This window comes from Arthrobacter sp. TJ-270 (genome assembly GCF_058269075.1).
Genome location: NZ_JBZCNB010000001.1, coordinates 273688 through 287577 on the forward strand (window position 1 = coordinate 273688; position 13890 = coordinate 287577).

The following is a 13890-nucleotide window of genomic DNA, read 5'->3' on the forward strand; positions in this document are numbered from 1 at the left end:
CAGAGAGCGCAGGAGCCCAAGTAGAATAGGCTGCGACCGAGAACTGGCACAGCCCGTTTCCCTTCCCTCCCGGAGTATCGTCGTGAAGCAACTTTTTCAAACCCTGCGCGACCTGCTGCCGCTCCTACCGAATAAAGCCCGCCGGTTCATCATCGTCTTCGGTGTTCTATTGTCGGCGTTATCGCTACTCGACGCGGTCGCGCTCGGTATATTCGCTCTCGTAATGACCGAGATCCTTGCCGGTGGCGATCTGCAACTTCCGGTGATTGGAACGGTGTCGCAATCTGCAAGTTTGTGGGTTCTCGTCGCATCGGCTTCACTGATGATCATCAAATCTGTTCTCAGCATCGGTCTTCAATGGGTCTCCACTCGGAAGTTCGCCGAATTCGAACTCGAGATCGGTTCTCACCTGTTCGATAGCTACATTCGTTCACCCTGGACTGAGCGTATGAAGCGGTCTACTGCAGAACTTGTGCGTCTTATCGACGTGGGAATTGCTAACACAATTTCAGGTATTCTTATCCCAGCAGTGACCATTCCGTCACATATTCTCACGTTTGCCTCGGTGCTGGTAATCCTCGTCGTGGCTCAGCCTTTTACAGCCGCCATCACCCTCGTTTATCTCGGCTTGATAGCGTCCGTTATGTATTTGTTCTTGTCCAAGAAGGCGTTGCAAGCTGGGCGGGTAAATCGCGACGCAGCAATGCGCATGTCAAGCCTCGTATCTGAGATGATCTCGGCGTTGAAGGAAATCACACTGCGTGACAAAGCTCGGCAGGTAGGCGATGTGGTACTCGCGAGTCGCTCCCGCGCCGCGCATGCAAGATCGAACATACGATTCTTAGCTGCAGTCCCGCGGTTCGTCGTCGACATGGCACTCATCGGCGGGTTCCTTCTTGTTGGAGGAATCTCGTTCATGATAGGGGGACTCGAGAGCGCTTTGGCTTCGGTCGCGGTGTTCGGCTTAGCAGGCTTCAAGCTGGTGCCTTCCCTAACCTCTGTACAGTCCCTTCTGACGCAGACCCAGTCCACTCTCCCGTATACCAGTGTGGTAATGAATGATATTCGACAAGCGCAAAACTACCGTGACTCTCACGAAAGTATCGGTCTCAAAGAGATCGAGGGCGATCCACAAACTCTGAGCCTGAATAACGTTAAGTTCACCTACCCGGGCTCATCCGAACCTGCTCTATATGATATTGATTTAGATGTGCCGCTCGGATCCTCATTGGGGATCGTTGGGCAGTCGGGGGCTGGAAAATCGACGCTCATAGATATTCTTTTGGGCTTGCTCACACCCTCCGATGGCACGATGAAACTCGACGAGACCGACCTGCGTGATGTTCTTGCTGATTGGCGTACGCGAGTCGGCTACGTGCCGCAAGATGTTGCCATCTTCGACGGTTCAATCGCGCAGAATGTAGCCCTCACATGGTCATCGGACTTCGACGAGAATCGCGTACGTGACGCTTTACGCCGGGCGCAACTCCTGGAGACGGTAGAAGCACGAGCAGGCGGCATCCATGGTCGTGTTGGTGAACGCGGGCTCGCACTATCTGGCGGCCAGCGGCAGCGCCTTGGAATCGCCCGAGCCCTCTATGTGGACCCACTTGTCCTGGTTCTTGATGAGGCGACAAGTGCGCTTGATACCGCTACAGAAGCAGCGGTAGCCGCCGCAATCCGAGAACTGCACGGCGAGATCACCGTTATTTCGGTCGCGCATAGACTCTCCACCGTGCGTCACAGCGATCAGATTTGCTTTATGAAAGCAGGCTCAATCATCACTAGAGGCACCTTCGAAGAAGTTGTGCAGGAGAACGAGGATTTTGCGCAGCAAGCAGCACTAGCCGGTCTTCACAAAGCGGTTTCCAGCACCGAAGCCTAAGACGCCGCCACTGCGGTGTATACGGAAGCAAGCCTCTCAACGTAAGCTGCTGCGTCGTACCGCGGCCTTGCCCAGGCGGCCCCGCCAAGTTCAACACCTGCTCTCACGGGGTCAGAGATCGCCGCGACAACCTGCTCTACAACCTCCGACACGCTCCCCTCCATGACCGGAGGAACAGTACCGTCGTCAGGTCGCGGTAGGCGAGATCCGACTGCGGCCATCGGCAGCCCAATGCACAGGGCCTCGAACTCGCTGGTAGCGAAATTGTTGGTTGCTTGCCCGATCGCGACGTGTGCCTGGGCAATGATCCGATGAAATTCTTGCTGAGGCATGCGTTCCAAAAGTTCCACTCCCGCGCTCTGAGCGGCCGCCGCCCCCGGGCCCCAGTTGAGACCCCTTACGCGGATGTGCGGGCCAAGGGCGCCAATCAAAGTTCTTGCCAGCTCCAGTTGTCTCTCGACCCCCTTGTCATCGTCCCAGCGAGATACGAACAGGATATTCGGACGCGACAACTCTGGTTCCCATGTGGGAAGGCTCTCCGCATCAACCAGTGCCGGCAGAAATTCGGCATCAGCCCGTGCCGCTCGAGCGTTGCCCTCAGTATCGATGTTCGCGTAGAAGACATGCGCGGCCTCATCGATCGCCCTCTGAATCTCCGCATGGTAGTCCAGCTGTTGCCATTGCCTACGTATGTCAGTTCCATGCAAGGTGAGCACGTATGGCCTTGGCGGCACAAAGGAATCTCTGAGGAGGCGGGCGGAAGTTCCATAGTGGACGTGCACTACGTCGGCGGCTCTCACCGCTGCAATGCGGCGAAGCCAGTAGGGCAGGTACGTCGCTTTAGCTCTTAAACCTGTTCCCGCTACTGCCTTCGGCCGCACCCGCTCGGGAGGCATATACCGCCAATGCAAGCCATCACGTGCAGCCGCACTGACTATGCTCCGACCGACATGAGCGCAGTCATTGAAGTGGAGGACGCGAGGCGGCTGCTTCATGTTGCACTACGAGCTGTCTGTATCTCTTCAATTGCGGATGCCCATCCTCTAAGCTGTTCCTCCGCCGCGAGGGGGACAGCCGCCCGATGCGCTGAAGCTTTGAACGCGGCCACTGAATCAGGCGTCAAAGAATCAATCGCCTGGGCGAGTGCGGATGACGAGAAGTCATTCGTGACAATACCCAGATTCGCTTCTTTGAGAACTGAAACCATCTCTGGAGAAGGGCCTACTATTATGCCGAGTCGAGCCTGAACAAAGTCGAAGAACTTATTTGGAAGGGTCCACTCATAATTAAAGTTAACCGGCGGGAGAAGGAATATCCCCACGTCGTACTCGCTCAGGGTGGAGTTCAACTCCTCGTAGGAAACGGGCTCGTGCAGTCTGACATTACTCATCCCATGAACGCGTGCCCGCAATGACTCGAAATACTCCCCATGGTTCTGCGTTAGGAAAAGATCTAGTGTCGCATCGCTCTTTGTAGCATCCATCGCATCGAGTGTGACTTCGAGAAAACGTCCTCTCCTCGCCGCTCCGGAATGCACCAACCGAATCGGAGAGTGCACTGCTCCAGGTACGCGGTCGACGTAAGGAGCTGCATTGGTCACCACCCGGGTGTTTAGCCCAAACTCGCGCCGATATTCATCAGCTATGTGAGCCGCAACAGTACTGACCGAACTCACTTTCGTGGCGAACTCTCGAACCATCCATGACATAAACGGTCCCATGAACAATTTCCACCGGAACAACTCCTCCTTCATGCGAGGACAGTACTCATGAAGGTCGAGATGGACACCGTGCGTGGGATCAAGTGACAATGCCAAGCCAGCCGTGTCGATGTCATTAGCTAGAACGATGTCGTAATATCCGCTAGATAGTAGCGGCCGAAGATGAGAAACCACCGGGTTACGCCAGTAAGCAAGCGAGTAGGCGTGGGCGATTACAGCTGCTCTCGGATACTTCCATGCGACCAGCTCATCCGGAATTTGGATGTGGTCCTCAGCTCCAGGTGGTTTGGGTCCATAACCGCATGTCGTCACCCGGTATTGGTCCTTGAAGAGTTTCACCTGCTTGAGCACTCTGGCGTCTGCACTGATACGTGAAAAAGAAAGAACCAAAAGGCGCGGAGAACTCATGTTTCCATTATGGCAGCAGCGGGAGGCTCCCTCATGTCCAACCTACTGCGTGCTACGCCCTGGCTATCGCCGCAGTATATACAGATGTGAACAGTTCAGAGACTGCCCCTACACTGTAATGCTCACGTATAGGCGCCGCAATGTGTTCGGCTTCTACGCCGGCGAAGCGCGCTACTGCCTCCAGCACGGCTTGCCCGAGTGCTGTTGGACTAGCCCCATCCACCAAGATGCTGTTGTCAGGAGTAAGAAAGTCCCCCAGTCCTGGAAGATCACTGATCACAACTGCTCGTCCTGCGCCGATGGCTTCAGCAGCGGACGCAAAGAAGGTCTCGTGGGCTGAGGGCAAGAGAAACAAGTCGGCGCCCGCGAGGAAAGTACCAACTTCGCGGGGCTCAACAGCCCCTGGAAAATGAATGTGCCCCTCCAACTCCGTCCCAGAAATCTGCGTTTGGCATTTACTTCGCAGCGGGCCATCGCCAACCCAAGTAAGCTCCGCGGCGTGCCCCTGCGAACGTAACCACTTCACAGTTGCTATGGCGGCATCCGGACGTTTACGAGCAGCAACAGCGCCAACTGAAACCAGCTTCAGAGGCGTCCCAAAAGAGGCTTCAGGTGGATTATCGACGCATCTGACTACGCAAGGCACAACAGAGACTGCGTTGGATCGTGCGAAGGGCCTGATGGCTTGCACAAGCGCGGCGCCCACGCCTGTCACTCGGTGTGGCAGACGATACACCATCCTCAGGCGAGCCAGTCGTTCCCAGAGTGGAGAAACACTCGCCGGGTCCAGAGCACCCGTCCAGTGTTCTGTGTGGACCCACACTGGTTCGCTAGCTATTGCCCGACGCGACAGCCAAGGAAACATAACGGCGAGAATGGAGGAGAAGGCCATCGTGTGGAGCACGTCCGCCCAGCGCAATTCACGAAACAACGTCGACTGTGTAAGCGCCGATCGGAGTGGCCTTGTTGGGGTCAGCGGAATCCTAAGCACTGGTATGCCTTCCCAGCTGCCGCTAGCCGAGTCGACGGGTACTAGTCCTAATTTCGAGGTGCCAAGTCTAATGTGTATCACCCGGACGGTATGGCCAGCATGTTGCAGCGCTCGCACGTGATCCAAATTGAAGGGCGCCTCTGCGGGATTATGCTGTCCAGGAAACCAAGTGGTTACAACAAGTACTTTCATCTCGTCACGCTTTGACTAGTAGGGACGCGCTCATGAACCGAAACGGGGCCTCACGATGAAATGCATAGCGCAGATCCCGGGGTATCCAGGTTCGTGGGTGCCCGAACCGGCGACGAGCAGAACAGAGTTCAGCCATGGACGACGTCGACTCGGCCAGAGGGTCGGCAATTGCATCTACAAGTTTCCTGTCCGCGATCGAAAGAGGACGCAAAGCACGCGGAGCGGCTGCCAATAGCTCACCAAGCACCGCAACTGCCCGGTCCGCCTGTCGTTGATCCCACCCTCCTGACGTCGCTCTTAAGCCGACGTGTGAGAACAGGTGTACCCGGATCAACTTAGTCACGATCGCATGTCTGCTGCGTTCTGGCAGATCCTTGAACCAGGAATCCCGAACCAACTCGGTAGCGAACAGGAGATCCTCGTCCAAGTCCTTCAGGGTGAAAGTGACGCGTTCTTTCGCATCTGCATGAACGAGGTAGCGAGGGAGACCTCGCCCGTACACAATCGACAGTCCTGAGAACCACAGCTTGGCCGATACCAGTTGATCTGAACCGTTAGACAGCCGGTCAGGGAAGTTTAATGATAGTTCGTCAACCAAGGAACGTCTTATGAGACCTAGCGGAGCAGTGCGATAGCTGAGTCGATCTAATACTGGGTCAAGTTGCGTGCGACGAAAAGGTCGCATGACAGGTGTACGAATGGTTGACCCCTCGAAGTGAGCCTCGGGGGCAACAAGAACATCAGCATTGGTGCGCTCCGCTTCTTTCAGCCAGCTACCAAGAGCCCCCGGCTCGAGAGTGTCGTCACTTCCCATGATCATGAACCAGGTGGCGTTTGATTCAGCTATGCCACGATTGAACGGGCCGGCAGGACTCCTGTGGGAGTCAAGGTGATGAATGTAACGTACCTCTGCCTGCGAAACACTCCGCACCTTTTCTTGGATCGGCGCAACGTCGGTGTTATGGCAAACCACCGTTATGCGGCATTCGCCGCCGATACCAGTGCTGAGTCCGGCCATCTCTACAGATCGCACCGCCCTATCTATCTGCCTATTTGGCGTGTGCACGGGAATGATGACATCCACGAAAATTGCGGATGGAAGTTCGGGGATCACCGGATAAGGCTACCGTACAGATGTCCTAGGCAGGTTGCATCGAGCGCCATGCTCCCACGGGCTGTCGTTTTACTTCAGAGGGAAGTTTCGGTCTGCGGACTAGGAGTGGTTCCCTTCCATCTACGCGATACCAAATAGCGTGCGGGCTGAACCGTCGAACGCAGCGGCTAGGGCCAATCAACCCTAGCGGCGCAGTTATCGAGGTTCGAAGTCCCTCTCTACAGCGTGGCTCACGCGCCCGGCGACCGCTTGCAGCGAGTAACGCTGCTTCACCCACCGCGACAGTCGCGCGCGGTCACTCTCGCTCACCTCTGCCCGTAGTGCAGTTCTCATCACATCGGCAACAGCCTCTGAACTCCAAGGAACCACGTATCCAAGCGACTCTTCTTTGACGAGTTCCCCCATTGGGCCCACACCTGCGTAGATAACGGGCGAACCGCAGCTGAGGCTGGCAAATGCCTTCGTAGCGTAGGCGAAGTCATACCCTCTTGACGGCCGTACTGAAGCAAGCCCTGCCGTCGCCCCTCGCAGGACGGCGGAGAGCACACGGGAGTCCACAGTCCCTGGAAATTGAACCTGCTCCCCAAGCGGTTCGGCGCGCGACTTGAGTTCCTCGCGCTCGACCCCCTGCCCATACATGAGGAGTTGGACATCAGGAAAGTCCCCAGCAATCCGGGCGAAGGCGTCAACGAACACTCCCGCGCCCTGTATCTCGGACATCGTTCCCGCATAGACAAAGTAGCGACCGCCTCGTGAAGGCGGCCCGTCTGCGGAAAATTGCTTAGTGTCAATACCGGTCCCGACGCACACGGTCTTCTCTGGGTCTGCGCCTAGCTGGGCTACGGCGTTCGACACGCCTTCCGAGACCGTGAAGATGATATTGGCGCCGGAGAGAACCCATCCTTCGATTTTCCGCAGCACCCAAACGATCGGGGGGGAAACGCCTATGCCCTCTGCCGCTACTGAGCTGACGTCCGCAGCGAAGTACGCATAGTTCGACCGCTTCAGACTGGCGGCAAGTCGCACTACGGCACCTGTGGTTGGCGGCGGTTCCGCGATGATCAGGTCATAACGCTTATCGAACAGAAGGCGAAAGAACAATGGCACGTCGAAGCTGGCATACTGCACATACCCCCGTACCGCACCGCCTTTGTCGCGCAGGACAGGCCACCGCCGTACAGCTTCGGTTGACCTGGCTGCCCCAGGCGCCCGGGAAGTTATCACGCGCACATGGTGCCCACGAGTCTGCAATTCCCTCACCATCGCGCCCAGGCGATAGACGGCCGCTCCAGATTCCGGCTCGAAGATACGAGTTGCTACAGCAATTCGTAGCCGCTTCACGCGGTGACGTCCACCATCTGCCCGACCCGGGCAGACTCGATCATTGCTTCAGCAACCCGCAGCGTGTTCAGGCCTTCGCGCATGGTCACGACGTCGTTGCCCTCGCCGCGTACAGCATCACGGAACGCTTCGTGCTCGGCCTTCAACGGCTCGCGCTTGGTGAGCGCCAATCGCGTGATATTGCCTTCACTGACGCCACGGAAATTCGATACAGCTTCCCATTCAGTGTTGACAGTGCCGTTCTCGTAGAACGTCAGATCAGCCGTCAGTGTGTCGGCCACGAAAGCACCCTTCTCCCCCGTCACTACTGTCAACCGCTCCTTCATGGGTGAAAGCCAGTTGACGAGGTGGGAAGTGATGACGCCGTTCGCCAACTGGCAGGACGCAGTCACCATATCCTCATGGGGACGCCCCGACCGGGTGCTGGTTCGTGCCGAGACAGACTGGTAGGGCGACTGCGCGAGCCAGGCTGTGAGGTCGATATCGTGGGTACCGAGATCCTTCACCACGCCCACATCGGCGATGCGCGAAGGGAAAGGTCCCTGACGACGCGTTGCCAGCTGGTATACATCGCCCAGGTCGCCGTTCTCGATACGGGCGCGCAGCGATTGCAGCGCGGGGTTGAAGCGTTCGATATGCCCCACGGCACCGACGAGGCCTGCACCCTCGAACGCTTCCGCGAGTTTGACTCCGCCCTCGATCGTCGATGCAATCGGCTTCTCCACCATCGTGTGAACACCGGCAGCGGCGAGGGCGAGACCAACTTCCTCGTGAAGACCGGTGGGCACAGCGCACACGGCCATGTCGATCCCCTGCGAGATCAACTCGTCCACGGATCCGCACAACGGCAAGTCCCCGGCGACACCGTGCGGGTCACCGTAAGCATCGGCCACCGCGACCAGCTGAACACCATCCAGTTCACGCACAACGCGAGCGTGATGGCGCCCCATCATTCCGAGACCAATCAGCCCTACCCGAAGGTCCCCCATTATGCGCCCGCTCCTGCAAGCTTGTTCACAGCTGTCACGATTCTGTCCAGATCCTCGTCATCAAGGGACGGGTGCACAGGAAGGGAAAGTACTTCACGCGCCGCGATCTCAGTGTTGGGCAGATCCTCGGTACGGTTGAAGGACGGTAGCCGGTGATTCGGGATCGGATAGTAAACCCCGCTGCCGATGTTGTATTCATCCTTCAGGGCCGCCGCGAAACCATCCCGGTCTCCCGAGATGCGGATGGTGTACTGGTGGTACACATGTTCGGCCCCCTCCGCTACCACCGGAGTCCCCACGCCTTCAAGGTTCTCGTTCAGAAACTGCGCATTCGACTGGCGCTGGGCCGTCCAACCAAGCACCTTCGTCAACTGCACGCGTCCGATCGCCGCATGAAGGTTCGTCATTCGCGCGTTGAACCCCACCAGTTCGTTCTCGTACTGGCGCTCCATGCCCTGGTTCCGCAGGAGGCGCAGATTCCGCTCAACCGTTGCGTCTCCGGTCGACACCATGCCGCCCTCACCCGAGGTCATGTTCTTCGTCGGGTACAGCGAAAACATCGCGAAGTCGCCAAACGTGCCGACCTTCTGCCCATTCAACCCCGCACCGTGCGCCTGGGCGGCGTCTTCGAACAATTTGATGCCGCGGGTGTCCGCCAACTCACGGAACGCAGCCATATTGGCCGGATGACCGTACAGGTGAACCGGCATAATCGCCTTGGTCCTGTCAGAGATCAGCGACTCGACATGGCTGACGTCCAGGCAGTAGTGATCAAGCTCAATGTCGGCGAAGACCGGCGTCGCACCGGCCAGTGCCACAGAATTCGCTGTCGCAGCGAACGTAAACGACGGAACGATCACTTCATCACCGGGCTTGACCCCGGCAGCCAACAGGCCCAGATGCAACCCAGACGTACCCGAGTTCACGGCCACTGAGGCCCGCCCGTCAAGAAGGACGTCCGAGAACTCCTTCTCGAACTCGGCGACCTCCGCGCCCTGGGCGAGCATGCCCGAGACGAGAACCGCGTCGACGGCTGCACGCTCCTCATCGCCTACGATGGGCTTCGCTGCCGGAATGAATCCTGTGCTCATTTCTGTTCCTCTATTGGTGCCAATATTCCGTCTGCTTCGCTATATTTCTCACCGGTCTCAGGACAGACCCACAGCCCGTTTTGCTCCTTGAGCGGATGCCCGGATTTCCCAACCCACCCAAGACGGCGAGCAGGCACTCCAGCCACAAGCCCATAAGCGGGAACGTCCTTGGTCACTACGGCGCCAGCGGCGACCGTAGCCCACGCGCCAATAGTGACCGGGGCAACGCAAACCGCCCTTGCGCCGATGGACGCTCCATCCTCGATGGTGACGCCCACGGGAGTCCAGTCATGCGCGCTTTTCAGTGTGCCGTCCGGTGATACGGACCGAGGGTAGGTGTCGTTTGTCAGCACGACAGCAGGGCCAATGAAGACGCCCTTTCCGAGCGATGCCGGTTCGTACACCAGGGCATAGTTCTGAACCTTGGTGTTCTCTCCCATCGAGACACCTGTTCCGATATATGCTCCGCGCCCGACGATGCAGTTGGCTCCCAGTTTGGCGTTCTCACGCACCTGCGCGAGATGCCACACTTTGGTACCCTCGCCCAGTTCCGCCTGGTCCGAAACGTCAGCGCTATCCGCGATGTAGGTCATTCGACTACCTTCCGTTGAATCAGGCCTTGCCGATGACCCGGTAGGTGACTCCGGCCCACTTGTCCGGCGTGCTCACCCGGCGGCCGTCGATGAATGTCTTCACACCGGGGAGGTCCGAGGGCGTCAGATCTGCATACTTCGCGTGATTCGCCTGCACCACCGCAGCATCCACCGGATCGCCGAGACTATAGGCATCAAAGCCCAGAGACGCGAGTTCTTCATCGGTATACAGAGGGTCATGCACCAGTACCTTCGCGCCGCGCTGCTTCAGCGCGTCAACGGTGGCAAAGACGCCGGAGAATGCTGTTTCCTTGACCTCTCCTCGGTAGGCAGCGCCAAGTACGACGACGGTGGCACCGTCGAGATCCCCATGAGCGCCTTCCAGCAGCCCGACTGTGTACTCGGGCATCCCGGCGTTGGCCTCGCGGGCTGCCCGAACGACCGTCGCAGACGGATCATTCCAGAGGTAGAGGCGGGGGTAAACGGGGATGCAGTGACCGCCGACGGCGATGCCCGGCTGGTGAATGTGGCTGTACGGCTGCGAGTTGGACGCCTCGATGACCTGGTAGATGTCGATTCCGGCAGTCGCAGCAAAGCGTGCGAACTGGTTGGCCAGGCCGATGTTGACATCGCGGTAGGTCGTCTCGGCAAGCTTGGCCAGTTCGGATGCTTCTGCTGATCCGAGGTCCCACACCCCGTTGCCGCGGACCAGGTCGGAGCGGTCATCAAAATCGAGAACGGCCTCGTAGAACTCGACCGCGAGCTTTGCGCCTTCGTCGGAGAGGCCGCCAACGAGCTTTGGGTACTTGCGGAGATCTTCGAAAACCCGCCCGGTCAGCACGCGCTCCGGCGAGAAGACCAAATGGAAGTCCTTGCCCTCCTCCAGCCCTGAGCCTTCCTCCAGCATCGGCTTCCACCGGTTACGGGTGGTGCCAACCGGGAGCGTGGTCTCGTACGAGACCAGTGTCCCCGCTGTGAGGTGCTTGGCAAGCTCCGCCGTCGCTCCGTCCATCCATCCGAAGTCAGGTTTGGCGTCAGCGTCCACGAACAGTGGCACCACCAGCACCACGGCATCTGCGTTGGGCACAGCCTGCGCGTAGTCGGTTGTGGCCCGAAGTTTGCCCGAAGGGACCAGTTCGGACAGCTTCTCCTGCAGGTGCGCTTCGCCGGGGAACGGCTCCACCGCATTGTTAATGGACTCGACAACCTGTGCGTTGACGTCGACTCCCACCACTTCATGACCCTTCGAAGCGAACTGGACAGCGAGGGGCAGGCCGATCTTTCCAAGGGCAATAACAGCAATTCTCACGACGAAGTAGACCTTTTCTGTATGGCTTGTGTTCAACCCAGCGATTCAGTGACCAAGACTATCGGATCACTCGCGGATATCCGCCCATCCGGTCTCCTCCCGGAACATGTTCCGGAACATGTCGTACATCGATTCGACGTAGGTCTCGGTGAGGTGGTTGTCATCAATGTAGACATGCATATTTCCCACGACCGGGTCGCAGGAATGCTCGGAGCAAATCAGGTCTGTGCCGTCGAGGAGGACAGTCTCAGGAGCGACCTCACGGATCTCCGGGAAAGGCGGATCATCAACCAGCGTCGTACTTCGGTCCCGCCCACAACCTTCGATGTCGCCGCCTGACTCCTCCAGACACGCCATCATGTTGTTGGAGTACCGCGGATTGTCGCGGATGCCGATCACCTCAATTCCCAGATCTTGTAGTTGAAGGGAAGCTTGGGGGAAACCCGGAACCACTGTGTCGCGCGCCGAGTCAGCATGTGCATTGGTCGCAACGGTGAAGATCGCTTCCGGTCCAAGGTCCTTTAGATAGGACAGAGCTGCCTCATTGAACGCACGGCAACCGCCGTCCTGACCCTCGTAAGGTAGGCCGAAGTCGCAGCCGCCATACAGGAGCGCAACCAACGTCCAATTGTTCTCTGCCGCCAAAGGTCGCATAACTCCCAGCCACTGCTCAGCGTGCGAGTCACCCACAACAACGACCGTCCGATCGCTTGCAGAAGGATCAATGCCGTTGTCGCTGCAATGCCCGTCGAGCACGTCTTGCGTCGGAGCAAGTACCGGGTTGCCGCAACGTGCCGTAAGAGAGGCCCATTCACCGTTGATATCGGCGGCCGAGGGCACGATGGGCGCGTCATAGCGGGAACTCGGGTCGACAGTCCCTGCGAGGACTCTGGCACCTGGATTGTCGGCTACTGTTTGGGCGCTCAGCCGCTCCTGTTCAACTTTCAGCGCAATCTGCCACCCCGAGAGCGGCAACGCAACGGTGATACATGAGATGGCTACTGCGCTGGCCGCGAATCTACGAGTCGCGTGCGCGGTACGCCGTATCGGGTGCTCAATGAAGCGGGTAGTCAGGTATGCGAGTACGAGTGACAGGAAGATAATCGCCACTCCGGACAGGGGGCCGGCTTCCGAACGATCCCTGAAAATGAGATAGATGACCAGTATCGGCCAGTGCCACAGATAGAGAGCGTAGGAGAAGTCTCCCATTCGCACGAGCGGCTTCCAACTCAGAAAGGTGTCCACCCCGAACCGGCTGCCCGTGTTGCCGGCGACCATTATGGTGCCGGCTGCGAGTAGTGGCCAGAGAGCGATATACCCGGGGAATTCCCTCTCCACGTCGAGCAGGAAACCGCCGCTTATCATCGCCACCAGGGCAACCCAGCCAGCGATGACGCGCACCACCCTCGGAAGTGATACGTAGGGCAGTGCCGCCGCAAGAAGCGTGCCCAGGGCGAATTCCCAGAGCCTGGTCCGGGTATCGAAGTAGGCGTAGGACTGATTGCTATAGGTCTGGGCTACTGAGTAGGCAAGTGAGGCGCAAAGCACGGACCCGAACATGACAACCACCACGAACCGAAACCGCAGCTGCGCCACCTTTGCGAGTACCGCACACAAGGAGAAAAGCAATGGCCAGAGAATGAATACCTGCCCCTGCACCGAGAGGGACCAGAAATGCTGAAGAGGACTTGCCAGACTGTCATCCCCTGCGTAGTAATCCACTGATCTTTCGGCCAGCAGCCAGTTCTGCACGTAGAACAAGGACGCCCACGTTTGGTCGAACACCTCAGACCATCGGGACTGCGGGACGAACAGGAAGGTGGCAGCAAGTGTGGCCAGTAGTACTACGACGACGGCGGGTAGAAGTCTTTTGAATAGGTGCAGCCAATAGCGGCCGAGACTGAAATCCCTGCGTTCCTCGGCTTTGCGAATAAAAGTGAGGGTTAGCAGAAACGACGAGATAAGCAGAAAAACGTCGACGCCGCCGGACACACGATCGAACCAAATATGATAAACCACGACCATCAGGACGGCGAGCGCGCGAAGCCCCTGAATCTCCGGTCTGTACGACACGGTCCTCGACCTGCGGGACGACGCTAGATCCGGGCCGGTTATTGCAAGGACAGCCACGCAGCGTCTCCAAAAGTTTTATTCGGTCGAAAGGGACTCTCTCCCGAGACCCGACGACTTACACTACCGTCCGTAAGGCCGTGCCTTCGCGCACGACACTTGAATGCCACGGTGTTATCCACAGGAA

The 13890-nt window shown here is 58.3% G+C and carries 11 protein-coding genes; 1 reads left to right on the forward strand and 10 read right to left on the reverse strand.

All coding sequences use genetic code 11. The features are described 5' to 3' along the window. The first annotated feature begins 82 nt into the window (after positions 1-82). Positions 83-1885 (forward strand): ABC transporter ATP-binding protein, encoded by a 1803-nt coding sequence (locus AC4D2M_RS01310; protein ID WP_490889313.1) that lies wholly within the window; start codon positions 83-85, stop codon positions 1883-1885. Here the strand turns inward: AC4D2M_RS01310 and AC4D2M_RS01315 are convergent. From AC4D2M_RS01315 to AC4D2M_RS01360, 10 genes are all read right to left on the reverse strand, one after another. After that, the gene (locus AC4D2M_RS01315) at positions 1882-2601 is read right to left on the reverse strand and encodes a hypothetical protein (RefSeq protein ID WP_490889315.1); all 720 of its coding nucleotides are present in this window, start codon (positions 2599-2601) and stop codon (positions 1882-1884) included. The genes AC4D2M_RS01310 and AC4D2M_RS01315 overlap by 4 nt on opposite strands. 275 nt (positions 2602-2876) lie before the next feature. Further along, positions 2877-4013 (reverse strand): glycosyltransferase family protein, encoded by a 1137-nt coding sequence (locus AC4D2M_RS01320; protein WP_490889317.1) that lies wholly within the window; start codon positions 4011-4013, stop codon positions 2877-2879. Positions 4014-4065: 52 nt separating this feature from the next. Further along, positions 4066-5196: a glycosyltransferase gene (locus tag AC4D2M_RS01325; protein WP_490889319.1), complete on the reverse strand. Its 1131-nt coding sequence runs from the start codon at positions 5194-5196 to the stop codon at positions 4066-4068. Positions 5197-5200: 4 nt separating this feature from the next. Continuing rightward, positions 5201-6310 (reverse strand): glycosyltransferase, encoded by a 1110-nt coding sequence (locus AC4D2M_RS01330; protein WP_490889321.1) that lies wholly within the window; start codon positions 6308-6310, stop codon positions 5201-5203. A gap of 195 nt (positions 6311-6505) precedes the next feature. Next, complete coding sequence (locus AC4D2M_RS01335) at positions 6506-7651, reverse strand: glycosyltransferase family 4 protein (RefSeq protein ID WP_490889323.1); 1146 nt, start codon at positions 7649-7651, stop codon at positions 6506-6508. Next, on the reverse strand, positions 7648-8640 hold the full coding sequence (locus AC4D2M_RS01340) for a Gfo/Idh/MocA family oxidoreductase (protein WP_490889325.1): 993 nt from the start codon (positions 8638-8640) through the stop codon (positions 7648-7650). Before AC4D2M_RS01340 ends, AC4D2M_RS01335 begins: the two co-directional genes overlap by 4 nt. Further along, complete coding sequence (locus AC4D2M_RS01345; protein ID WP_490889327.1) at positions 8640-9731, reverse strand: DegT/DnrJ/EryC1/StrS family aminotransferase; 1092 nt, start codon at positions 9729-9731, stop codon at positions 8640-8642. The genes AC4D2M_RS01340 and AC4D2M_RS01345 overlap by 1 nt, the downstream gene beginning before the upstream one ends. Continuing rightward, positions 9728-10324, reverse strand: a complete 597-nt coding sequence (locus AC4D2M_RS01350) for an acyltransferase (protein ID WP_490889331.1) — start codon at positions 10322-10324, stop codon at positions 9728-9730. Before AC4D2M_RS01350 ends, AC4D2M_RS01345 begins: the two co-directional genes overlap by 4 nt. A gap of 19 nt (positions 10325-10343) precedes the next feature. Continuing rightward, complete coding sequence (locus AC4D2M_RS01355; protein WP_490889332.1) at positions 10344-11633, reverse strand: nucleotide sugar dehydrogenase; 1290 nt, start codon at positions 11631-11633, stop codon at positions 10344-10346. A gap of 66 nt (positions 11634-11699) precedes the next feature. Further along, positions 11700-13706, reverse strand: a complete 2007-nt coding sequence (locus AC4D2M_RS01360) for an acyltransferase family protein (protein WP_490889334.1) — start codon at positions 13704-13706, stop codon at positions 11700-11702. Between the last annotated feature and the right edge of the window lie 184 nt (positions 13707-13890).